The organism is Micromonospora sp. DT63, assembly GCF_049841615.1.
Lineage (GTDB): Bacteria > Actinomycetota > Actinomycetes > Mycobacteriales > Micromonosporaceae > Micromonospora.
Window position 1 is genome coordinate 547557 of record NZ_JBNCKQ010000003.1, and the last position, 21969, is coordinate 569525.

Consider the following 21969-nt stretch of genomic DNA (forward strand, 5'->3'; position numbering starts at 1 on the left):
CCCGCGCCAACGCCGCCGGGGACAGCGCGGTCTACAGCGGCGCCGGCTCCAGTGGCGCGGCCTGCGCCGGCGTCTGCGGCGGCGCGGTCAGCAGTGGCGCGGGCAGCGGTTCGCTGTGCAGCACCGAGAGGCGGGACACCGCGCGGGTGAGCACCACGTACAGCCGGTGCAGCCCGCGTGGCTCGGCCGCGACGATCGCGGCCGGCTCGACCACCACCACGTGGTCGTACTCCAGACCCTTGACCAGCGTCGCGGGCACCACTGTGACCCGCTCCGCGGCGGCGACGTCGTCGGCGGTCGCGGTGGCCACGCCCGCGGCGGCCAGCGCCGCGCGCAGCTCGTCGACCGCGTCGTCCGCGGCGATCACACCTACCGAACCGTCGTGCGCGAGCGCCGTCCGCACCTCGGCCACCGTCGCGGCGGTCAGATCGGCCACGGTACGCACATCCAGGCCGCCGTCGTGACGCAGCGACTCGGCCGGCGGTACGTCCACCGCCAGCGCCGGCAGCAGCAGGTTGGCGAACGCGACCACCGCGGCGGGCACCCGGAAACCGACAGTCAACGGCACCACCACGGCGTCCGGCTTGCCCAGGTGGGTCAGGGACTCCCGCCAGTCGGTCGCCGCCCACGGCGCGGTGCCCTGCGCGAGGTCACCGAGCAGGGTGACCGAGCCGTGCTCACTGCGGCGGGCGATGGCCCGACACTGCATGGGGGAGAGATCCTGAGCCTCGTCCACCACCACGTGCCCGAACCCGGAGGGGCGCTCCAGCAGCCCGGCAGCCTCGTCGACAAGCACCGCGTCGGCGGCGGTCCAGCGGGCGGCCTTCGGCGTACGGGCCGGCTTCGCCCAGACCAGCTGCGCCTGCTCGGCGTCGCTGAGCAACCCGTCCGCAGCCGTGGCGAGTCGGGCCGGGTCGGAGAGCAGACCGTGTACCAGCCCCTCCGGGGTGAGCGCCGGCCAGACCGCGTCCAGGAAGTCCACCACCGGCCGGCACCGGCTCATCCGGCGCAGCCACGCGTCGCTGGGCGACTCCGCTCGCCGCGCCTCGGCCTGCCGTTGCAGGAGACTCACCACGCGCGCCCGCACCCGCTCCCGGCCGGTGCCGTACGGCAGCCCCTCCCGACGGGTCTCCTCGACGATCCGGTGCAGCGGCTCCAAGCCGATCCGCCACCGGAACGAACCGTCCGACACGGTGATCGAGTCGGTCGGCGTACCGATCCGTGTCTGCACCGCGCGCCGCAGGACGCCCGCCATCCGCGCGTCGTGCTTGATCGCCGCCACGGCCGGCGCCTCCACCGCCCGCACCGGCACCCGTGAGATCAACTCCTCCACGGTGGCCTGCTCGACCTCGACCTCACCGAGCGCCGGCAGCACCGCCGCGATGTACGACAGGAACGCCCTGTTCGGCCCGACGATCAGCACGCCCGCCCGCCGCAACCGCTCCCGGTGCAGATAGAGCAGGTACGCGGCCCGATGCAGGCCGACAGCCGTCTTGCCGGTGCCCGGCGCCCCCTGCACGCAGATCGAGTCGGCCAGGTCGGCCCGGACCAGCTCGTCCTGCTCCGGCTGAATCGTGGCGACGATGTCGCGCATCGGCCCGACGCGCGGTCGCTCGATCTCGGAGGTGAGGATCCGACTGGCCGTGCCCAGTTCCTCGCCCCGGTCCAGCCGCTCATCCTCGAAACTGGTCAACACCCCGTTGCTGAACCCGAACCGCCGCCGGACCGCCACTCCCTGCGGATCGCGCGCGCTGGCCCGGTAGAACGACCGGGAGACCGGTGCCCGCCAGTCCAGCACCAGCGGCTCGCCGTGCTCGTCGGTGACATGCCGCCGCCCCACGTGATACCGCCGACCGTGATGATCGCCGCTGCCGCTGCCGCTGCCGCTGCCGCTGCCGCTGCCGCTGCCGCTGCCGCTGCCGCTGCCGCTGCCTTCGCGGCCACTGCTTCCGCGGCCGCTGCCTCCGCTGCCTCCGCTGCCGCTGCGTCCGGTGCTGCCTCCGCTGCCGCTGCCTTTGCTTGCCTCGCCGGCGCTGGTGGTGGTCGTGCTGCTGGTGGCGGTGCCTGCGCTGGTGGTGGCTGCGCTGTTTGTGGTGTCGGCGTTGGTCGTGGTGGCGCTGGTCGTGGGTCCGGTGGCCGTCTTGTCGTCGCTCGTGGTTCCACCGAAGTCGAGGCGGCCGAAGAACAGCGGCGTGGTGGGGTCGTCGGCCAGTTCGGCCACCCGGCGGGCCAGCGTACGGCCGAGCATCTCCGCCGCGTACGGGTCGCCGGCCACCTGGTCGCCGGTCGAGAAGAGGGCTTCGGCCCGCTCCCGCATCCGGCGCAGCGCCGCGCGCGAGGTGGCCAGATGGGCGCGTTCGGCGACCAGATCCGTTTCGGGGTGGGTGTCCAGGTCAGGTGCGGGCATGCTGACGTCCCATCGTTCACATCTGCTGCGCGCTCGCGTGTCCGGTGGCGGATGGCCGCCCGCCCGGCGCGGTGACGTCCGTTCCGGTGCAGCTCACCTCGGCCGTCAGCGGGCTGCAACCCTACGCCCTCCCGAGGGCCCCTTCCACCGAATTACCGACGAGACCACCCGTTCGCGTTGGCGTGGCGCAGAACGACGTAGCGCCGGGCGCGCACTGCCCGGGCCTGGTGCTGGTCTCGTCGGTCTTCGTCTGGCCGTCGGTCCTGAGCGACGCAGGATCATCGCGTGCGGTTGCCCTGGTGTTGCGGGCGCTACCTCGCGGGTGGATCCACGGGCCGGTGTTGGGCAGGTAGGCAGGCGGGTCGACCTGGGCCGAGCCGGCCGGGCCTATCCGCAAAGTAGCGCCACGCGCTCCCGAGCCGGGCCGGGGTCCGACGTGGGCCGGGCCAGCCGGGCCTATCCGCAAAGTAGCGCCAGGCGCACCCGAGCGGGGCCGGGGTCCGACGTGGGCCGGGCCGGCCGGGCCTATCCGCGAGGGAGCGCCGGGCGTACCCGAGCCGGGCCGGGGTCCGACGTGGGCCGGGCCAGCCGGGCGGCCGGTGCGTCGGGGGGCCTGGCTAGGCGTGGGCGAACGGGCCGCCGGGCTTGGTTGCTGGGCTCGGCCGGTTCGCGATGAGTGAGCTTGGCCGGTCTCAGCAGCGCCGGTGGTAGAGGTTGCGCCGTGGGGTGCGGAGCGGGTCCATCCAGTCGGGCGGGAGGAATTCGGCCTGGCCGTCCGGCGCGATGCGGACGATCCAGTCACCCTGGTGGAGGAGCCGGTGATGGTGGCCGCACAGCAGGACCGCGTTGCTCAGCGTCGTCGTGCCGCCGTCGGCCCAGTGGCGGACGTGGTGGCCGTCGCACCAACGGGATGGCCGGTCGCAGCCGGGGAAGGCGCAGCCACCGTCGCGTAGCACCAGCGCGCGCCGCAGTGGGCCGGTGAAGAGTCGGCGTTGACGCCCGACGTCCAGGATCTGGCTGTTGCCGCCCAACACGGCCGGGAGGACCGAGGAGTCGCAGGCCAGGCGTCGGACCGCGCCCGGTGTGAGGCGCACCCCGGTTTCCAGGGTGCCTGCGCGTACGCCGTTGACCAGCGCGTCCAGTGACATGGTGACCACCAGTTGCGGGCGGTCCCCACCGTTGTCGGGCAGGCCGCCGGTGCGCAGTGCCAGCCGGCAGATCTCACCGAGTGCGTCCGCCCGGCGTTGACCGGGACTGCGCTCGTCGTGCTCACCGGCCGGGGCGCAGAGCGGATCGATGGCCTCGCGCAGCAGGCTCGCGGTTTCGGTGTCGAGGGTGCCGCTCAGACGTACCTGGCCATCCTGCTGGTCGGAGAGGGTGACGTGCCGGCGGGCCTCGGCTCGCTCGGTGGCTCGCTTGAGAGCTGCCAGCTCTGCCTGGTCGGCCGCGTCGGGCGCGACGTGTGCGAGGACGCGCTCCCCGAGGCGGCTCAGGGTGGCCGGGTCGAACCGATCGGCCCACGTGATCAGCAGCTCGGTGGCTTTGTCGGCCACCTCCGGCCCGGCCTCGACGGGCAGGGCGGCGATGGTCTCCGCCAGCACCCGGCCCTGCTCCACGGTGATGGTGCCGGCGTGCACGGCAGCGCGGACCGCTGGTGGCGCGGCGTCGAGGGTGGCCGCGAGCTGAACGAGCTGGCGGGCGGACCGGCTGGAGAGCCGAAGGCGATCCCGCAACCAGACCGCGGTGGACGAGGCGCCTTCGGCGACGGCCAGACCTCGGGCGTCCAGCTCGCGCACCAGACCGAGCTGGACGGCGGCCAATCGCTGCGCCACCTGGTGAGCTGCGTCGAGCGAGGCGAGCAGTTCGTTGTCGGGGAGGGCCCACGCCGCAGCCTCGACGCAGTCGTCGACGGCACCGCTCGCCTGTGCCAACGCCCCCAACATGAAGCCACGATAGAACAGGTGTACGACAACTTTGCGCCGCCGGATGACTCTCCGGCCCGGCTCAGCCAATCCGCCAATACGGGTACGCGGCTCCCGGCGGCGACATCTGGCAGCCGGTTCCCGGGTGAAATGAGCGAACCCGGGCTCGGGGACGCGCAGGCGGGCCGCCGATGCTGAGCGCCTCCACCACCGCCAACCTGCGGTATCGACGCAGCCCGCGACCCCGGTTCGACCTTCGGGGCGGTCGGCCGGCTGTCGGATGATCGCGGCACGGTGCCTGCGCCGGGCGTCCGACGTGGCGGGATGTGCGGGGTGATGGCGGGTCGGGTGGGCGGCCGGGATCATGGAGGCATGACCGAGGCCCGTCCCGAGCCGCTTCGGATGGTCAGTGACCCGCAGGTGATGCGGGCGCTGGCCCATCCGGCCCGGATCGCGATCATGGAGTATCTCCACAGCCATGTCGATGGCAGCACCGCCACCGAGTGTGCGGAGATCGTCAGGCTGTCACCGAGCGCGACCAGTTATCACCTGCGGGCGTTGGCGAAGTTCGGCTTGGTGGAGCAGGCGCCGAGCCGAGGGGACGCCCGGGAGCGGGTGTGGCGCACGTCGAACCCAAGCCTCATGGTCGACGCGGGCCGCGAGGCCGGGCCCGAGGCGCGGGCCGCGGAACAGGCCCTGGTGGAGGCGCATGCGGCGCGCGCCATGGAGCGGACCCGGGACTGGTTGCGCCGCGCCGGGGATGAACCTCCTGAGTGGTACGACGCGGCGCTGTTCAACGAGGCGCTGCTCGTGCTCACAGCGGAGGAGTTGGCCGCCCTCAACGAAGCGGTCCTGGCGCTGCTGAGGCCGTACTACCCGCGGCACCGCACGGAGGTGCCGCCGGACGCGCGCTCCGTCGCCGTGCAGTACCGGACGGTGCCGCTGGCATAGACGGGGGTTGTGCGGACCAGTTGTGAAGGATTATTTTCGAAGCATGTCCTTCACAACTGGTCAGCCGCGCTGGTCCGACGTGTGGCTCGCCGCCTCGGCTCGTGGAATCACGATCTGTGGCGACTTCCTCGCCGCCACCGCGCTCGCCCTCGCCCTCCAGGGTTCCGGAGCTGGCGGGCTCGCCGTGTCGGGGCTGCTGCTCGCGGCCACCCTGCCCCTGGTGGTGCTGGCACCGCTCGCCGGCCGGCTCGCCGACCGGGTCGACAGCCGTACCCTGCTGGTGACCGTCGGGCTGGCCCAGGCCGCGATCTGCACGTTGCTCGCCGTCGTCACCCACCCGGTTCTGGTGGTGGGGCTCGTCGCGCTGCTCGCCTGCGGGCTCGCGGTGACGCAGCCCTGCCTGGCGGCGCTGCTCCCGGCGATGGTCCGCCCGGCCGACCTGCCCCGCGCCAGTGCGATCAGTCAGACCGCTGTCTCTCTCGGCGCGCTCGGCGGCCCGGTGCTGGCTGGCCTGCTGGTGGGGCAGTTCGGCACCCGCGTACCGCTGCTGGTCGACGCCGCGACCTACCTGGCACTGGTGGCGGCCGGCCTGCTGCTGCGGACCCGACGCGGTGATCGCCAGACCGCAGCCGCCGTGCCGACCGCCCCCGTACCGACCGCTGCCGCCGGATCGAGCGCTGCCGAACCGTGCGCTGCCGAACCGACCGCTGCCGGCTCGGGAACGCGGACCATAGGCCCGGAGGCGCAGGCCGGTCCGACCGAGGCCGGTCCGACCGAGGCCGGTCCGACCGAGGCCGGTCCGACCGAGGCCGGTCCGACCGAGACCGGTCCGACCGCGGGCGGATCGGCTGGGGCCGTACCGACCGGGGCCGGGCCATCGGTGGCCGGGCTGCCTGCTGCGGGCGGTACGGCGGAGGGCTGGCGACTGCGGCTGGATCCGCTGATGCTCGTCATGGTGGCGAGCACCGCAGTGGTGATCGCGGCGGTCGGCGGCATCAACGTGATCGAGGTCTTCTTCATCCGGGAGACGCTGAACGGCTCTGCCACCACGTACGGCCTCGTGGGTGCCGCCTGGATGGCCGGGATGTTGCCCGGTGGCTGGCTGGCGGCGCGACTCGCGCGTCGGCTGGACGACGACGGCGCGCTGGTCCGTGCGGTGCTGATCGCGCTCGCCGGGTGCAGCCTGATGGTGCTGCTGGCGGCGTTGGTGCCGACGGCGGGTGTGCTGGTGCCGCTCTGGCTGGTGGCGGGAGCGGCGAACGCCGGGGAGAACGTCTTCGCCAACCTTCTCATCGCTCGCCGGGTGCCGGAGGCCATGCACGCCCGCGCGTACGCCAGTTTCGGCGCGGCGGTGCAGGGCGGTTCGATGACCGGTTATCTGCTCGGCGGTGCGCTGCTCACGCGCGTTTCGCCCCGGCCGTTGATCGCGGCGGCCGGCGCGGCGGGGCTCCTGGTGGTGCTGGTGTTCGTGCCGGTCGTCGCCAGGGCGGTACGCAGGCCGGGGCGTGAGCGGTCGGCCGGACCGGTACCTCCGCAGTCGACCGGCCCCGAGCGCGAGGTAACGACGGCACCGGAGGAACCGCGACCGGGTGGGACGGATGCGGGGTTGGCCACTCCAGGCCGGCCCGCCGGGCCCGAGCCGGAGGCCGGGGATACCGTCGGGTCATGGCTGAGCGCGTCGCACGCCCGCGGGTCGGGCACATCCAGTTCCTGAACTGTCTGCCCATCTACTGGGGGCTGATGCGCTCGGGCACCCTCCTCGACGTGGACCTGCACAAGGACTCGCCGGACCGGCTGAGCGCGGCGCTGGTGGCCGGCGACCTCGACATCGGCCCCATCACGCTGATGGAGTACCTGAAGCACACCGACGAGCTGCTCCTCCTGCCGGACCTCGCGGTGGGCAGCGACGGGCCGGTGCTCTCGGTCAACATGGTCTCCACCCGTCCCCTCGCCGAGCTGGACGGTGCCCGGGTGGCACTCGGCTCGACCTCGCGGACCGGGGTCATGCTGGCGCAGTTGTTGCTCGCCGAGCGGTACGACGTGCGGCCCGACTACTTCCGCTGCCCTCCGGATCTGACCCAGATGCTGCTGGAAGCCGACGCCGGGGTGCTGATCGGGGACGTGGCGCTCCGGGCCTACTACGAGGCGCCGTTGCGGGGGCTCACCGTGACCGACCTCGGGCAGGCGTGGCGGGACTGGAGCGGGCTGCCGATGGTCTTCGCCGTCTGGGCGGTCCGTCGCGACTTCGCCGCCGCACACCCGGGCCTGGTCAAGGAGGTGCACGAGGCGTTCCTCCGCTCGCGCGACCTCTGCCTCTCCGAGCTGGACCAGGTCGCCGAGGCGGCAGCGCGTTGGGAGGCGTTCGACGCCGCGACACTGGCCACGTACTTCCGGACTCTGGACTTCTCGCTCGGCGAGCGGCAGGTCGCCGGGCTGCGCGAGTTCGCCCGGCGGGTCGCCGCGCTCGGCGAGGTCCCGGCGCTGCCCGAGGGTGGCCCGGAGTTCTTCGCCGGCTGAGCAGCCGGCGCGAGCCTGCCGAGACCCGCTGAACCGCCGGCCAGGCCGACCGCCGGGCCGAGCCGACCGTCGGGCCGAGCCGACCGTCGGGCCGAGCCGACCGTCGGGCCGAGCCGACCGCCGGCCGGAGCTGACCGTCGGGCCGAGCCGACCGCCGGGCCGAGCCGACAGCCCGCGGTCGGCAGTTGATCAGGTGCCGGGGCGCAGCAGCGCCTCGGTGATCTTCTCGCAGTTCTTCATGCCGTAGTCGTAGCCCATGCCGATCGGGTACTTGACCATCACGCCCATCGTCCAGGTGTCGCCGATGGCCAGGCAGTTGATGTGCATCTCCTGCTCTTTGGTCCGGTCGATCCACCCGTTCTTGATGGCGATCTGCTTCTGCTCGGCGGCCGGGAACGCCTTGCGGATGCCGAAGTCGCCGGCGCCGCGAACGAGCTTCATCTCGTTGAGCAGCCACTTGGTCCACTTCGGACCGGCGGCGGTGCCGGTGGCGATGCAGTTGCCCAGGCGGGCGGTGTCGCGGGGGGAGAGGGCCGTGCGGGACCACCCCTTGTCGGGGGCGACGCTGCTGTCGGTCAGCTTGCACATGGAGAGCAGCCGCTTGATCGAGGCGTCCCGGCCGACCGAGTTGTAGAACTGTTCGGCCCGGGTGTTGTCGCTGTCCCGGATGATCCGGGTGGCGTCGGCGAGCTTCGCGTCGCTCGGCGTCTCGCCGGCGTCGGCCGCGCGACGCAGGTAGTCGGCGACGATCCAGGATTTGATCATCGAGGCGGTGGTGCTGGTCTCGTCCATGTTCTTCGAACCGATGATCTTTCCGGTCCGGCGGTCGAGCACGCTCCAGGAGTACCAGCCCTGAATGTCGAGGTTGAGGTCCTTGGCCTGGAACGGCAGCGGCTCCAGGGCGGCGCTGGGGCTCGGCGACGGCGGGGCCGGCTGACGGGCGCTGCGGTCGGTGGCCGCGCCGGTGGACCGGTCGCTGGTCGTCGCCTCGGAGTCACCCCACTTCGCGGCGGCTGCCGACTCGAACGGCGACCCGGGCAGGAGGCGGAGCGACACCAGGACCAGCCCGATGAGGATTACCGCGACAGCGATCAGGCGCAGCGGCGAGGTCTCGCCCGCGCCGCGCCGGTCGGCACGCCGGTTGCCGGCCATCAGAGCTTTCCGACCGGCTGCTGCGGCACCTTGAGCGCGGCACCCGGCTGCGGGGTGACCAGTTGGGTGGCCACGCTGGCGCAGACCTGCGCGCCGTAGTCCAGGCCGCTCCTGATCGGGTAGCGCAGCATCACCGCGAGACTCCACTTGTCGTTGACGGCGAGGCAGTTGACGTGCCAGTTGCCGTCGTAGCTGATCGGGGTCCACCCGTTCTTGATGCTGACCGGACCCTGAGCGGTGATCGACTTCGGTAGACCGTCGATGATGCCCCAGCGGCCACCGCCGTATTCCGACTTCTGGTCCTTCTTGGCGGTGCTGCCGCGGACCTTGCTCATCTGATCCAGCACCCACTTGGTCCACGTCGGGCCGGCGGCCTTGCCGTCGGCGATGCAGTCGCCGAGCCGGACCGCGTCGCGGGGCGACATGCGGGTGAAGCTCCACCAGCCCGTGTAGGGCTCGACGTTGCCGCGCTTGGTGTCGGTCAGTCCGCAGATCTTGATCGCCCGCTGGATCACCGCGTCGGGGATGCTGCTCTTCGACCGCGCATACGACCCGCCCGCGGCGGCGTGGACCTTGTTGGCCGCGGTGTCATTGCTGTCGATGATGGCGAGCCGAGCCGCTTCTTTCAGCGCGGCGGTCGGCTGCTTCTTGGGGCCGAGCTGGCGCAGATAGTCCGAGACGATCCACGCCTTGATCATCGACTCGGTGGAGCTGGTCGCGGTCATGTTCGAGGACCCGGAGATCTTGCCGGTCTGCCGGTCCATCAACGCCCAGGAGAAGAAATCGCCCTTGAAGCTCACCGATACCCGGCCAGCCGCCAGCGTGGGCGGTGGCGGCGGGGTCGGCTTGGGCGCGGCGACGCTGGCCCCGCCACCGCTGCCGCCAGAGCTGTCGTCGGTGGAGAGCCGGGCGTACGCGGTGGGGACCAGCAGGACGCCACCGAGAAGAACTGCCACGACGGCGAACACCATGGTCACGCGAGATCGCATGAGTTGGGTGAGCTCCAGATGTCAGGGCCGGGGGGACCGGCTGTGTTGTCCGGGGCGACCGGTGCGTTCGCCAAGGCCGGGGGAGGTGGCCTCTGTGGAGACGGCGTGGGGGCAGCCGATCGTGTGACCGGCAGAAGTCTACGTCCGGACAGGCCGGGCACCAGAGTTCGACACCAGGCAACGTGCGAAATCGGTGGAAAATCCCGCTGGTATGCGGCTTCTGAGGGGTTTCATCTTCTCCCCGTGACCCAAGTCATACAGGCCGGGGTCACGACCCGTAGCCAGGAACTGCCCATCGGTGACGGAACGTCATTCGGGTTTCCTGTTACACCCCCTGGTGCATCGAGGCGCAAGCTGTAACACTTGTCCGCATGTATGGCAACGACTTCTCCGCCCCTGGCGATGCACCGGACGACGCGCCCGGCGCCGGCCTGCTCGGCGAGGTCGAGGCCGCCGAGGCGGAGCTGCGTGCCGCCGCCGCGCGCGAGCGCCGCGGCGGCCCCGCACCGGACGAGGACCTGGCCGCGTACTTCACCGAGGTGGTCGACGCGGAGCAGAAGATCGAGCCGCGCGACTGGATGCCCGAGGCGTACCGCCGGACGTTGATCCGGCAGATCGCCCAGCACGCCCACTCGGAGATCATCGGCATGCAGCCGGAGGGCAACTGGATCAGTCGGGCGCCCTCGCTCAAGCGCAAGGCGATCCTGCTGGCCAAGGTGCAGGACGAGGCGGGCCACGGCCTCTACCTCTACGCCGCCGCCGAGACCCTCGGTATCAGTCGCGACGAACTGGTCCAGCTGCTGCTCGACGGAAAGCAGAAGTACAGCTCGATCTTCAACTACCCCACGTTGACCTGGGCTGACGTGGGCGCGATCGGCTGGCTGGTGGACGGCGCAGCGATCGTCAACCAGGTGCCGCTGTGCCGGTGCTCCTACGGCCCGTACGCGCGAGCGATGATCCGGGTCTGCAAGGAGGAGTCGTTCCACCAGCGCCAGGGCTACGAGATCCTGCACACCCTGGCGCACGGCACCCCGGCCCAGCAGGCCATGGCCCAGGACGCGGTGGAACGCTGGTGGTACCCGTCGCTGGCCATGTTCGGCCCGCCGGACGGCGACTCCACCCACTCCGCCCAGTCGATGGCGTGGAAGATCAAGCGCTTCTCCAACGACGACCTGCGGCAGCGCTTCGTCGACATGTGCGTCCAGCAGGCGGAGATCCTCGGGCTGCGTATCCCCGATGACGGCCTGCGCTGGAACGAGGAACGGCAGGCGTACGACTACACGCAGCCCGACTACGACGAGCTGATGCAGGTCATCAAGGGCAACGGGCCGTGCAACCGGGAGCGGATGGCGCACCGCCGGGCCGCCCACGCCGACGGCGCATGGGTACGCGAGGCCGCCGCGGCGTACGCCGCCAAGCGGGCCGACAAGAGGGAGAAGGTGGCCGCGTGAGCAACGAGCACTCGCCTCTGTGGGAGGTCTTCGTGCGGGCGCGGCGCGGCCTGTCGCACACCCACGTCGGCAGCCTGCACGCCCCGGACGCCGAGCTGGCCCTGCGCAACGCCCGCGACCTCTACACTCGCCGACAGGAGGGCGTGTCGATCTGGGTGGTGCCGGCGGGCGCGATCACCGCGTCCAGCCCGGACGAGAAGGACTCCTTCTTCGACCCGGCAGCCGACAAGGTCTACCGCCACCCGACGTTCTACGAGGTGCCGGACGGGGTGGCGCACCTGTGAACGGCCCCTTCGCCTTCGCTCTCGGCCTCGGTGACGACGCGCTGATCGCCGCACAGCGGCTGGCCGAGTGGACGACCCGCGCGCCGGAGATGGAAGAGGACATCGCGCTCGCCAACATCGCCCTCGACCAGCTCGGCGCGGCCCGCCTGCTGCTGTCGTACGCGGGTGAGCTGGAGGCGGCAGGTCGGGACGAGGACGCGCTGGCGTACCTGCGTGACGACCGCGAGTTCCGCAACGCACTGCTGGTCGAGCTGCCCAACGGCGACTTCGCGGTGACCATGGCGAAGCTGTTCTTCCTCGCGGCGTACCAGTTGCCGCTCTACACCGCGCTGGCGTCCTGCCCGGACGAGCGGCTGGCCGCCATCGGAGCGAAGGCGCGCAAGGAGTCGGCGTACCACCTGGACCACGGCGCGCTGTGGGTCAGGCGGCTCGGCGACGGCACCGAGGAGTCGCACCGCCGGATGCAGGACGCCGTCGACCACGTCTGGCCGTACACCCACGAGCTGTTCGCCGCGGACCCGGCGGCGCCGGTCGACCCGGCGGGCCTGCGGGCGGCGTTCGACGAGACCGTCGGCCCGGTGCTGGCCGAGGCGACGCTCACCCGCCCGGAGCGCGGCTGGGCGCCGACGGGAGGGCGCAAGGGCGTGCACACCGAGCACCTGTCCTACCTGCTGGCCGAGATGCAGGTGCTGCACCGCGCGCACCCCGGGGCGCAGTGGTGACCGACGCGCGACTGGCGGCGGCGAGCGTGGTGGACCCGGAGATCCGGGTGATCACCATCGACGAGTTGGGGATCCTGCGTGCGGTCGAGGAGGACCGGGCCAGTGGACGGGTCACCGTCACCATCACCCCGACGTACACAGGCTGCCCCGCCATGGACGTGATCCGGGCCGACGTCCGGCGCGCGCTGGCCACGGCCGGTTATCCGGACGCCGAGGTGCGGACGGTCTACAGCCCACCGTGGAGCACCGACTGGATCTCCGATGTCGGGCGGGCCAAGCTGGCCGCCGCCGGGATCGCCCCGCCGTCGCCGGTGCCCGCCCCGGGCGTGGTGGCGTTGACCCTCGCGGTCCGCTGCCCGCTCTGCGGCTCGCCGGAGACCGAGCAGGTCAGCCGGTTCGGCTCGACCGCGTGCAAGGCGTTGTGGCGCTGCCGTTCCTGCTCCGAACCCTTCGACCACCTGAAGGCGCTGTGACAGTCACCATCTCCCGCCCGGTCCGCCGCCGGCCGGCCTTCCACCCGCTGCCCGTCGCCGCAGTCGACAGGCTCACCGACGACTCGGTAGCGGTCACCTTCGACGTACCGGAGGAGTTGCGGGAGGCGTTCGCGTTCCGCGCCGGTCAGCACCTCACCGTGCGGCGGGTGACCGACGACGGCGACGACGTGCGCCGGTCGTACTCCATCTGCTCCACCCTCGACGACCTGGCCCGGCACGGCCGGCTGCGGATCGGGGTGCGGGAGATTCCCGGCGGCGCGTTCTCGGCGTTCGCCTGCGGCGCGCTGCGCCGCGGCGACACCGTCGAGGTGATGACGCCGCTGGGCACCTTCACCACGGCGTTCGCGGCGGACCGGGTGCGGCACTACGGCGCGGTCGTCGCCGGCTCGGGCATCACCCCGGTGCTCGCGCTCGTCGGGACGGCCCTGGCCGTCGAGCCGGCCAGCACCTTCACCCTGGTGTACGGCAACCGCACGGCCAACCGGGTCATGTTCGCCGAGGAGTTGGCCGACCTGAAGGACCGCTACCCCACCCGACTGCACCTGGTGCACGTGCTGTCCCGGGAGCAGGGTGAGTCGCCGTTGCTGTCCGGGCGGATCGACGCCGACCGGCTGGAGCGCCTGCTGGGCACCATCGTGCCGGGCGAGGTCATCGAGGAGTGGTTCCTCTGCGGCCCGTACGGCATGGTGGTCGACGCCCGCGACGTGCTGACCGCGCGCGGGCTGCCGGAGTCGGCGGTGCACACCGAGCTGTTCCACGTCGACGCGCCACCGGAGCCGGTGGCCCGCCCCGCCGACCAGCCGGGCACCGGGACGGACGTCACCATCGTGCTCGACGGCCGGTCGTCGAGCTTCACGATGGGCCGCGAGGAGCGGGTGCTGGACGCCGCGCTCAAGGTGCGCGGCGAGCTGCCGTACGCCTGCAAGGGTGGTGTCTGCTCGACCTGCAAGGCGAAGGTCGTCGACGGGGCGGTCACGATGGCCCGCAACTACGCCCTGGAGCCCGACGAGCTGGCCGCCGGCTACGTGCTGACCTGCCAGTCCAGCCCGACCACCGACAGGCTCACGGTGGACTACGACGCGTGAGGACGCCGAATGACCGGGAGTTCGTCGAGCGGTTCGCCGAGGTCACCGGGGGGCGCCGTCCAACCGGTTACGTGCAGGGGTGGGAGCAGTTCGTCGGGTTCTGCGAGGACGGCTACGACGACATTCTCGAGGAGTACCGGTTCGACCTGAGCGTCCGGCACGCGATCGAGAACGTGCTGACCGACGAGAGGTTGTTCGGCTTTCCGCAGATGGGCTGGGTGCGTGAGCGGATAGAGGCGGCGGACGAGCGGTTCCGAGCGGTGCTCTCCGAGCAGCGGATGCCGGGGCCGGACGAACGGCAGTGGTGGGAGGCGCACGTGCTGGCGTGGGCGGGTCCGACGCTCGCGGCGGATCTGCGGGACGCGTACGGCATACACGTCCAGGTGCGCGAAAGCTGACGCTCCGACTACGAGGCGTGACGTGTAGAACAGGTCGTACTACACTCGTCGCGTGGAACAGGTAGCTGTTCGAGAGCTCAACCAGCACACCAGTAGGGTGCTGGCTCGGGTGCGTGCCGGCGAGACGGTCGAGGTGACGGATCGCGGCGAGCCGATCGCCCGGCTGGTTCCGATCGTCGCCGGTGGTGCTCTGCTGTCCCGGCTCGTCGCCGAAGGACGGGCGACCGCGCCGACGGACGGTGGGCCCCTGCCGCTGCCTCCGGTGCTCGGTGACCCTGATGTCGATGTGGCTGCTGGGCTCGCCGCCGCCCGCGAGGAAGAACGCTGGTGATCTACCTCGACTCGGCGGCGATCATCAAGTTGCTTCGACGTGAGCCAGCGACCGAAGAGTTGATCGCGTGGCTGAACGAGCGGTCCGGGATGTCTCTCGTCGCGTCCGCGCTGGTCGAGGTCGAGGTGCCGAGGGCATTGCGTCGGTCGGCCCCCCTGGCTCTGGTGGGCGTGCCCGGGGCGCTGTCCCGTCTGTACCGGGTGGAGATCGACGCCTCCGTCCGGGCTGCGGCCGGTGCCTATCGCGATCCGTTGCTGCGCAGCCTCGACGCCATCCACCTCGCCACGGCGGAGATCCTCGCCGCGCAGTCCGGCTCGGACTTCGCCGCCTTCGTCACGTATGACCGTCGCCTGTTGGACGCGGCGAAAGGGGTCGGGCTTCCGGTGGCGAGTCCGGGGATGGACTGACACCGTCCTGGGGCGCTCGTCACCGGTCACGGAGGGGCGTGCCGGCGGCTGAGCGGGCGACGTAGGCTCGGGGGCGTGACGGTGAGCCGGGAGATCGACGACATCCTGCAGCGTGGCGCGGACGGCGGGCGGATCACGCCCGAGGAGGCCCTGCTGCTCTACACCGAGGCGCCCTTCCACGCGTTGGGCGAGGCGGCGGACGCGGTGCGCCGGCGGCGCTACCCGGACAACGTCGTCACGTACCTGATCGATCGCAACATCAACTACACGAACGTCTGCGTGACGGCGTGCAAGTTCTGTGCGTTCTACCGGGCGCCGAAGCACGCCGAGGGGTGGACCCACCCCACCGAGGAGATCCTGCGTCGCTGCGGCGAGGCGGTCGAGCTGGGCGCGACCCAGGTGATGCTCCAGGGCGGCCACCACCCGGACTACGGCGTCGAGTACTACGAGGAGCTGTTCTCCTCGGTCAAGCAGGCGTACCCGCAGCTCGTCATCCACTCGATCGGGCCGAGCGAGATCCTGCACATGGCCAAGGTCTCCGGCGTGAGCCTGGACGAGGCCATCGCCCGGATCAAGGCCGCCGGCCTGGACTCCATCGCCGGCGCCGGTGCGGAGATGCTGCCCGAGCGCCCGCGCAGGGCCATCGCCCCGCTCAAGGAGTCGGGTGAGCGTTGGCTGGAGGTCATGGAGCTGGCCCACCGGCAGGGCGTCGAGTCGACCGCGACCATGATGATGGGCACCGGTGAGACGCACGCCGAGCGGATCGAGCACCTGCGAATGATCCGCGACGTGCAGGACCGCACCCGTGGGTTCCGGTCGTTCATCCCGTGGACGTACCAGCCGGAGAACAACCACCTCAAGGGCCGCACCCAGGCGACCACGCTGGAGTATCTGCGCCTGGTCGCGGTGGCCCGGCTCTTCTTCGAGACGGTGCCGCACCTGCAGGCGTCCTGGCTGACCACCGGCAAGGACGTCGGGCAGTTGTCGCTGCACATGGGCGTGGACGACCTCGGCTCGATCATGCTGGAGGAGAACGTCATCTCCTCGGCCGGCGCCCGGCACCGCTCCAACCTGCACGAGCTGATCGGCATGATCCGCTCCGCCGACCGGATCCCGGCCCAGCGGGACACCCTCTACAACCGGCTCGCCGTGCACCACACGCCTGCCGACGACCCGACCGACGAGCGCGTGGTCTCGCACTTCTCCTCGATCGCGCTGCCCGGCGGCGGCGCCGGGAAATCGCTGCCACTTGTCGACGCCCGTTGACCGTTCGGGTGATCGGGCCAGGTCCACAGGTATCGATTGGGTGAACGTTGCCCCGACGGCTGCCGCCGATCGGGGGCCACAGCCGCCATCAATCTGGACAATTCTCGATTCGCTCGCGCCGCCGCGCCCGGATAAGCCGGGTTCGGGGCTGCGGGGTTGATCGAGGCCCGCTAACGTCCCCGCCCGAACCCATCCTTCACTCACGGGCGGACCCTTCATGATCTACCGTAACCGGCCGCTGGCGCGGCTCGGCGCGGCGGCGCTCCTCGCGTCCTGCGCTCTCACCGCTTTTGGGGTCCCGGCGCACGCCGCCGGCACCCCCACCGACCTGTCGGTCGCGTTGGCAGGCACCAAAGTCGCGGCGGGCGCCGAGGCCAAGGTGGCGTTTGCCAAGATCATGAACAACGGGCCCGGCACCCCGAGCAACTTCCTGATCAAGCTCGACGTCTCGAAGGTTGACTTCGACCGCGTCGAGGTGGTGCCGCTGGCCGACACGCCGTGCACCATCGACGGCGCCGAGCGTCCGGTGAACATCACCTGCCGCATCCAGGACGACGAGGTCCCCGCTCCCGGTGAGACCATCGAGATCCCGATCATCATGTTCAAGGCCGAGCAGGGCGCTGAGCTGCCGTACACGGCTCCGCTCACGTTCGCGCTCGAATCCGAGGACGACACCACGCCGGGCAACAACGCGGCGTCCGCCGACCTCGTGCTGACCGACGAGAGCGGCGTCGACATGGGCATCGTCGTGCCGGACGTCAAGTTCCAGGTCTCGCCGTCGGAGCAGCCCCCGCTGCTCACGCCCGGCACCGAGACCGAGGTGCTCGTCGAGATCATCAACCAGGGCGACGTGATCGCCGACGGCGTCAAGCTCGACCTCACCCTGCCGAACGGCGTCACCTTCACTGAGGACCTGCGGGAGTGCACGTACTCGCCGGACCGCCGGATCGCGAACTGCCCCGCACCGCTGATCCAGCTGGGGCCGCAGGATGTTCTCGTGGGCGTCTTCCCGGTCAAGGTCGCCGCGAACGTCAAGGCGCCGGTCGCTCTCCAGGGGGGCAACGGCACCGTCGCCGCGATCGGCCAACTGCCGGCGACCAACGCCAACCTCGCCGCCCGGAAGTCGGCTCTCCCGTCGTTCCTCAAGGCCGCCACGACCGCGCAGGCCACGGCGGTGCGCGACATCGACGACACCGACAACACCGACGCGTACGCGGTGCTCGTGGCCGCCAAGGGCGGCACCGGCGGCGGCGGCGGCACCGGCGGCGGCGACGGCGGCCTCCCGGTGACGGGCGCCAAGGCGGGTCTCATCGGTGGAATCGGCGTGGCCGTGCTGCTCGCGGGTGGTGTGATGTTCCTGATCGCCCGGCGGCGTCGGGTGGTCCTGGTGGCGCCGGCCGACGAGAGGCCGACCGCCTGAGAAGGTCCTCCATCGGCCCAGGCGGGCCGTTCATATAACGCACGGCGGTACGGGCGGGATGGGTGACCATCCCGCCCGTACCGTTTGCCCGGTCCAGTCCGGACGGTTGAACTTCATCGCCCAGGCTGGCGGGGGAGTTTGACCTTCGATAACGTCCGCTCGTTCCGCAACCCATTCTTTCTTCCCTACCCCCCGGGGGACTGATGACAGCCTTCCACCGCTCGACGCTGGCTCGTGTCGGCGTCGTGGCACTGCTCGCGGCCGGTGGCCTGGCCACCGTTGCCGCCCCGGCGCAGGCCGCCGACCAGGCCGACCTGGCCCTGGTGCCCCTCAGCTACGAGCTGGCCCAGGGCGTCAAGGCGGCCAAGGCGAAGCCGTTCAAGTTTCAGGTCGACAACACCCGCAGCACTGTCGACGCCAAGGACGTCCGGGTCACCGTGGAGACGAAGGGCCTGAAGAACCGCAAGGTCGGCGTGCTCACCCCGGTCGGGTGCGACCTCACCGGCACGACCTTCACCTGCCTGCTCGGCGATCTGGCGGCCGGCACCACCGAGGACTTCGGCATCCCGATCTTCTCGACCGGCGGTCGCGGTGACGCCGGCACGCTCGTGGTCAGCATCAGCTCGGCCACCGCCGACCCCAATCCGCGTGACAACACCGTGCGGCACGACATCACCGTCGCCAAGCCCGGTTACGACCTGACCACCTGGGTGCAGGACGTCTACGCCGACGTGACGGTGGACGGCGACGAGGCCGGCGAGTCCGGTCTCAAGCCGGTCAAGCTCGGCGCGACCGCTCCGCTCGACTGGGCGGTCTACAACGACGGCAGCCGCAAGGCGACCGGCGTCGCGTACGGCATCACCCTGCCGGCGGGCGTCACCTTCGCCGAGCTGCCGGACGGCTGCGTCGAGCAGCCGCTGGGTGGGTTCGCGAACGCGTACTGCGAGGACACCGGCGTGGTGCTGAAGCCGGGGCAGTTCTACACCGCCGACGTGCGGGTGAAGGTCGGCGCGGACGTCACCGAGCCGGTGCTCCGGCCCGGTTTCCTCTGGGCCGCCGGCCTGGAGGCCGCCGAGGGTAGCCCCGAGGAGCAGCCGAAGGTGGCCTCCAGCGCGCAGCGCCGGGCGTTCACCGAGACCGACGAGGTGGACAACACCGCGCAGTTCGACGTCTTCGTCGACCTGAGCGCGCAGCCGACCCCGACCCCGACCCCGACAGCCACGCCGACGCCGACGGCGACCCCGACGGCTACTCCGACGCCGGGCGGCACGACGACGCCGGGCACGACCACGTCGCCGACCTCCGGTGGCGGTGGTTCCGGTGGCGGTGGGCTGCCGGTGACCGGTGTGCAGGCCGGCCTGATCGGCGGCATCGGCGGGCTGATCCTGCTCGCGGGCGGGGCGCTGCTGGTGCTCTCCCGCCGGCGCAAGGTCGTCCTGGTCGCCCCGGGCGACGAGAAGTCGACCGACTGACGTCGGCACGAGCTGACGGGCGTGGGCACGATCTGACGTAGGCACGACGCGAGGGCGGGGTGGGCGACCACCCCGCCCTCACGCATGCCGGGCCGCGGTCGTCCGCCGCGTCGACGCTTCCGGTCGCCACGGGGGTACGCGGACCCAGCGGCCGAGGGCTTGAACGTGGCTGGCAGAGTGGGGCGGGTGAGCCGTACACCGCAGGGTCAGCGCGCCAGTCTGGACAAGCAGCCGCACGAGGTCGCCGCGATGTTCGACGGCGTGGCCGAGCGTTACGACCTGACCAACACCGTGATCTCGCTGGGCCAGGACCGCTCCTGGCGTCGGGCCACCCGGGCGGCGCTCGGGCTGCGGCCGGGCGAGCGGGTGCTGGATGTGGGCGCGGGCACCGGCGTCTCGACGCGCGAGCTGGCCCAGTCCGGGGCGTACGCGGTCGGGGTCGACCTGTCGCTGGGCATGCTGTACGCGGGCAAGCGCGCCCGGCCCGAGGTGCCGCTCCTGGCCGGGGACGCGCTGCGACTGCCGTTCGCCGACGCGAGCTTCGACGCGGTGACCATCTCCTTCGCTCTGCGCAACGTCAACGACACCGACGCGGCCCTGCGCGAGCTGGCCCGGGTCACCCGGCCGGGTGGACGGCTGGTGGTGTGCGAGTTCAGCACCCCGGTCAACCCGGCGTTCCGGACGGTCTACCTGTCGTACCTGATGCGGTCGCTGCCGGTGGTCGCCCGCGCGGTGTCGAGCAACCCCGAGGCGTACGTCTACCTGGCCGAGTCGGTCCGGGCCTGGCCGGACCAGGCCGCGCTGGCCGGGCGGGTCGCGGCGGCCGGGTGGGGTCGGGTGGCGTGGCGCAACCTGACCGGCGGCGTGGTCGCGCTGCACCGGGGCGTCCGTCAGTAGCACACGAGACGGTCACACGTTTCAGGAATATCCGACTTTAGTCCACTTTGCCCCGTACGCTCGTCGGCATGACCGGAGCAGAGCCGGCGGACCCGGTGGCCGCCACCGACGACGACGCGGCCGAACTCATCGCGCAGTTGCGCGCGCTGGCCGGCGCGGATCCGGCGGACGTCCGGCAGGTGGTGGCCGAGGTGCTGGCCGCGCTGGACCGGGCGGCGGGCGGCGCCCTGCGAGAGCATCTGCCGGAGGCGATCCGGGTCGACGCGGGCCTGGACGCCTCCCGAACGGCCTGACAGTCGCCTGCTGTGGACGGTCGCCAAGTGTCACATCGGCGAGTTAGGTACCCCTGATCCTGCGCAGGTATGACGCCGGTCATACACTCGTCCCGTCTGGCTTGTGAAGCATTTCACGAGCGTGCGGGAGGAGGCGCGAATGACCGCGGTGGAACACGACGCCGACGTCATCGTCGTTGGCGCCGGTCCCGGTGGATCGGCAACTGCGTACCACCTGGCCCGGCACGGCGTACGGGTGTTGGTGTTGGAGAAGACCGAGTTCCCCCGGGAGAAGGTCTGCGGCGACGGGCTGACCCCGCGCGCCGTGCGCCAGCTCATCCGGATGGGCGTGGACACCTCGCCCGAGGCCGGCTGGCTGCACAACAAGGGCCTGCGGGTGATCGGCGGCGGCGTACGGCTGGAACTGGACTGGCCCGAGCTGGCCAGCTTCCCCAACTACGGCCTGGTCCGCACCCGACTGGACTTCGACGACCTGCTCGCCCAGCGGGCGGTGGCGGCCGGCGCCAAACTGCGGACCAACGTCAACGTGCTGGGCCCGGTGCTCGACGGCGACGGCCGGGTGACCGGCGTCGAGGCGGAGGTGGGGCCCGGCAAGGAGCCCGCCACCTTCCACGCCCCGCTGGTCGTGGCGGCCGACGGGGTCTCCGGTCGGTTCCCGCTCGCGCTCGGGCTTGCCAAGCGGGAGGACCGGCCGATCGGCGTGGCCGTCCGCCGCTACTACCACTCCCCGGTCAAGCACGACGACGACTACCTGGAGTCGTGGCTGGAGCTGCGCAGCAAGGACAGCGGCGACAACCTGCTGCCCGGGTACGGCTGGATCTTCGGCCTCGGCGACGGTCGGGTCAACGTCGGCCTCGGCGTGCTCAACTCGTCGTCCGCGTTCGGCAAGACCAACTACCGCCGGCTGCTCACCGACTGGCTGGCGAACACGCCCGCCGACTGGGGCATGACCGACGAGGCGAACGCCGACGGTCCGATCCTCGGCGCCGCGCTGCCGATGGGCTTCAACCGGGTGCCGCACTACACCCGCGGCGTCCTGCTCGTCGGCGACTCCGGCGGGATGGTCAACCCCTTCAACGGCGAAGGCATCGCGTACGCCATGGAGTCCGGCGAGCTGGCCGCGGAGGTGGCGGTGCAGGCCCTCGCGCGTCCCGCCGGGCCGGAGCGCGAGCGGGCCCTGATGGCGTACCCGAACGAGCTGAAGGCCCGCCTCGGCGGCTACTACCGGCTCGGCGGCATCTTCGTGAAGCTGATCGGCCGCCCCGAGATCATGCGGATCGCCACCAAACACGGCATGCCGCACCCGACGCTGATGCGTTTCGTGCTCAAGCTGTTGGCCAATCTGACCGACCCCCGTGGTGGGGACGCGATGGACCGGGTCATCAACGCGATGACGAAAGCCGCGCCAGCTGTGTAAGTAGGACGGCATCGGTGCTGGTCACAGCCCCGACGCCGACAAAGATCGACCCCCGCCGGCAGCCACCGCGAGGGACGTGAATAGTGTGATTTTC

Annotated in this window: 21 protein-coding genes; 17 read left to right on the top strand and 4 right to left on the bottom strand. The window is 71.6% G+C overall.

Going from position 1 to position 21969, the window contains the following annotated elements:
• Positions 1–31 precede the first annotated feature (31 nt).
• Both ACLQ27_RS14960 and ACLQ27_RS14965 read right to left on the bottom strand, forming a co-directional pair.
• The gene (locus ACLQ27_RS14960; protein WP_425867193.1) at positions 32–2407 is read right to left on the bottom strand and encodes a HelD family protein; all 2376 of its coding nucleotides are present in this window, start codon (positions 2405–2407) and stop codon (positions 32–34) included.
• Positions 2408–3099: 692 nt separating this feature from the next.
• Positions 3100–4350 carry a DUF222 domain-containing protein gene (locus ACLQ27_RS14965; protein WP_425867195.1) on the bottom strand — a complete coding sequence of 417 codons (1251 nt, stop codon included), beginning with the start codon at positions 4348–4350 and terminating at the stop codon, positions 3100–3102.
• A gap of 351 nt (positions 4351–4701) precedes the next feature.
• Here ACLQ27_RS14965 and ACLQ27_RS14970 point away from each other — a divergent pair, with 351 nt between their 5' ends.
• Genes ACLQ27_RS14970 through ACLQ27_RS14980 form a run of 3 tightly spaced genes read left to right on the top strand, consistent with a single transcriptional unit; the run spans position 4702 to position 7797 of the window.
• Positions 4702–5280 (top strand): ArsR/SmtB family transcription factor, encoded by a 579-nt coding sequence (locus ACLQ27_RS14970; RefSeq protein WP_425867196.1) that lies wholly within the window; start codon positions 4702–4704, stop codon positions 5278–5280.
• Between the two features lie 43 nt (positions 5281–5323).
• Complete coding sequence (locus ACLQ27_RS14975) at positions 5324–6994, top strand: MFS transporter (RefSeq protein WP_425867198.1); 1671 nt, start codon at positions 5324–5326, stop codon at positions 6992–6994.
• Positions 6946–7797, top strand: coding sequence for a menaquinone biosynthetic enzyme MqnA/MqnD family protein (locus ACLQ27_RS14980; protein WP_357491221.1), 852 nt, complete (start codon positions 6946–6948; stop codon positions 7795–7797). Before ACLQ27_RS14975 ends, ACLQ27_RS14980 begins: the two co-directional genes overlap by 49 nt.
• Positions 7798–7986: 189 nt before the next feature.
• Here ACLQ27_RS14980 and ACLQ27_RS14985 read toward each other — a convergent pair whose 3' ends face one another.
• Both ACLQ27_RS14985 and ACLQ27_RS14990 read right to left on the bottom strand, forming a co-directional pair.
• Positions 7987–8949 (bottom strand): hypothetical protein, encoded by a 963-nt coding sequence (locus tag ACLQ27_RS14985; RefSeq protein ID WP_357491219.1) that lies wholly within the window; start codon positions 8947–8949, stop codon positions 7987–7989.
• Positions 8949–9938, bottom strand: coding sequence for a hypothetical protein (locus ACLQ27_RS14990; protein WP_425867200.1), 990 nt, complete (start codon positions 9936–9938; stop codon positions 8949–8951). Before ACLQ27_RS14990 ends, ACLQ27_RS14985 begins: the two co-directional genes overlap by 1 nt.
• Before the next feature lie 371 nt (positions 9939–10309).
• Here ACLQ27_RS14990 and paaA point away from each other — a divergent pair, with 371 nt between their 5' ends.
• The 14 genes from paaA (at position 10310) to ACLQ27_RS15060 (ending at position 21875) form a co-directional block, all read left to right on the top strand.
• On the top strand, positions 10310–11389 hold the full coding sequence (gene paaA, locus ACLQ27_RS14995) for a 1,2-phenylacetyl-CoA epoxidase subunit PaaA (protein WP_425867201.1): 1080 nt from the start codon (positions 10310–10312) through the stop codon (positions 11387–11389).
• Complete coding sequence (paaB, locus tag ACLQ27_RS15000) at positions 11386–11673, top strand: 1,2-phenylacetyl-CoA epoxidase subunit PaaB (protein ID WP_234584771.1); 288 nt, start codon at positions 11386–11388, stop codon at positions 11671–11673. The genes paaA and paaB overlap by 4 nt, the downstream gene beginning before the upstream one ends.
• The gene (gene paaC, locus ACLQ27_RS15005) at positions 11670–12395 is read left to right on the top strand and encodes a 1,2-phenylacetyl-CoA epoxidase subunit PaaC (RefSeq protein WP_357491213.1); all 726 of its coding nucleotides are present in this window, start codon (positions 11670–11672) and stop codon (positions 12393–12395) included. The genes paaB and paaC overlap by 4 nt, the downstream gene beginning before the upstream one ends.
• Positions 12392–12868 carry a 1,2-phenylacetyl-CoA epoxidase subunit PaaD gene (paaD, locus tag ACLQ27_RS15010; protein ID WP_357491211.1) on the top strand — a complete coding sequence of 159 codons (477 nt, stop codon included), beginning with the start codon at positions 12392–12394 and terminating at the stop codon, positions 12866–12868. The genes paaC and paaD overlap by 4 nt, the downstream gene beginning before the upstream one ends.
• Positions 12865–13974, top strand: coding sequence for a 1,2-phenylacetyl-CoA epoxidase subunit PaaE (paaE, locus tag ACLQ27_RS15015; RefSeq protein WP_425867204.1), 1110 nt, complete (start codon positions 12865–12867; stop codon positions 13972–13974). The genes paaD and paaE overlap by 4 nt, the downstream gene beginning before the upstream one ends.
• Complete coding sequence (locus ACLQ27_RS15020; protein WP_357573554.1) at positions 13971–14372, top strand: hypothetical protein; 402 nt, start codon at positions 13971–13973, stop codon at positions 14370–14372. Before paaE ends, ACLQ27_RS15020 begins: the two co-directional genes overlap by 4 nt.
• A gap of 52 nt (positions 14373–14424) precedes the next feature.
• The gene (locus ACLQ27_RS15025; protein ID WP_357573553.1) at positions 14425–14703 is read left to right on the top strand and encodes a type II toxin-antitoxin system Phd/YefM family antitoxin; all 279 of its coding nucleotides are present in this window, start codon (positions 14425–14427) and stop codon (positions 14701–14703) included.
• Positions 14700–15110 (top strand): type II toxin-antitoxin system VapC family toxin, encoded by a 411-nt coding sequence (locus tag ACLQ27_RS15030; RefSeq protein WP_357573552.1) that lies wholly within the window; start codon positions 14700–14702, stop codon positions 15108–15110. The genes ACLQ27_RS15025 and ACLQ27_RS15030 overlap by 4 nt, the downstream gene beginning before the upstream one ends.
• A gap of 75 nt (positions 15111–15185) precedes the next feature.
• A complete protein-coding gene (gene mqnC / locus ACLQ27_RS15035) occupies positions 15186–16376 on the top strand; it encodes a cyclic dehypoxanthinyl futalosine synthase (RefSeq protein WP_425867206.1) in 1191 nt (396 codons plus the stop codon).
• Positions 16377–16593: 217 nt separating this feature from the next.
• Positions 16594–17796, top strand: a complete 1203-nt coding sequence (locus tag ACLQ27_RS15040; protein ID WP_425867208.1) for a hypothetical protein — start codon at positions 16594–16596, stop codon at positions 17794–17796.
• A gap of 203 nt (positions 17797–17999) precedes the next feature.
• Entirely contained in the window at positions 18000–19268 is a 1269-nt protein-coding gene (locus ACLQ27_RS15045; protein ID WP_425867210.1) for an LPXTG cell wall anchor domain-containing protein, read from the top strand.
• A gap of 186 nt (positions 19269–19454) precedes the next feature.
• The gene (locus ACLQ27_RS15050; protein ID WP_357491203.1) at positions 19455–20165 is read left to right on the top strand and encodes a demethylmenaquinone methyltransferase; all 711 of its coding nucleotides are present in this window, start codon (positions 19455–19457) and stop codon (positions 20163–20165) included.
• 68 nt (positions 20166–20233) lie between these two features.
• Complete coding sequence (locus ACLQ27_RS15055; protein ID WP_425867213.1) at positions 20234–20458, top strand: hypothetical protein; 225 nt, start codon at positions 20234–20236, stop codon at positions 20456–20458.
• A gap of 139 nt (positions 20459–20597) precedes the next feature.
• The gene (locus ACLQ27_RS15060) at positions 20598–21875 is read left to right on the top strand and encodes a geranylgeranyl reductase family protein (protein WP_234584654.1); all 1278 of its coding nucleotides are present in this window, start codon (positions 20598–20600) and stop codon (positions 21873–21875) included.
• Positions 21876–21969 lie beyond the last annotated feature (94 nt).

Bases quoted from the DNA above. Each gene is read 5' to 3' on its own strand.
- ACLQ27_RS15055 (WP_425867213.1), top strand. From the start codon at position 20,234: ATGACCGGAGCAGAGCCGGCGGACCCGGTGGCCGCCACCGACGACGAC.
- ACLQ27_RS14980 (WP_357491221.1), top strand. From the start codon at position 6,946: ATGGCTGAGCGCGTCGCACGCCCGCGGGTCGGGCACATCCAGTTCCTG.
- ACLQ27_RS14970 (WP_425867196.1), top strand. From the start codon at position 4,702: ATGACCGAGGCCCGTCCCGAGCCGCTTCGGATGGTCAGTGACCCGCAG.
- ACLQ27_RS14960 (WP_425867193.1), bottom strand. From the start codon at position 2,407: ATGCCCGCACCTGACCTGGACACCCACCCCGAAACGGATCTGGTCGCC.
- ACLQ27_RS14990 (WP_425867200.1), bottom strand. From the start codon at position 9,938: ATGCGATCTCGCGTGACCATGGTGTTCGCCGTCGTGGCAGTTCTTCTC.
- ACLQ27_RS14985 (WP_357491219.1), bottom strand. From the start codon at position 8,949: ATGGCCGGCAACCGGCGTGCCGACCGGCGCGGCGCGGGCGAGACCTCG.
- ACLQ27_RS14965 (WP_425867195.1), bottom strand. From the start codon at position 4,350: ATGTTGGGGGCGTTGGCACAGGCGAGCGGTGCCGTCGACGACTGCGTC.
- ACLQ27_RS15060 (WP_234584654.1), top strand. From the start codon at position 20,598: ATGACCGCGGTGGAACACGACGCCGACGTCATCGTCGTTGGCGCCGGT.
- paaA (WP_425867201.1), top strand. From the start codon at position 10,310: ATGTATGGCAACGACTTCTCCGCCCCTGGCGATGCACCGGACGACGCG.
- ACLQ27_RS15045 (WP_425867210.1), top strand. From the start codon at position 18,000: ATGACAGCCTTCCACCGCTCGACGCTGGCTCGTGTCGGCGTCGTGGCA.
- ACLQ27_RS14975 (WP_425867198.1), top strand. From the start codon at position 5,324: ATGTCCTTCACAACTGGTCAGCCGCGCTGGTCCGACGTGTGGCTCGCC.
- ACLQ27_RS15040 (WP_425867208.1), top strand. From the start codon at position 16,594: ATGATCTACCGTAACCGGCCGCTGGCGCGGCTCGGCGCGGCGGCGCTC.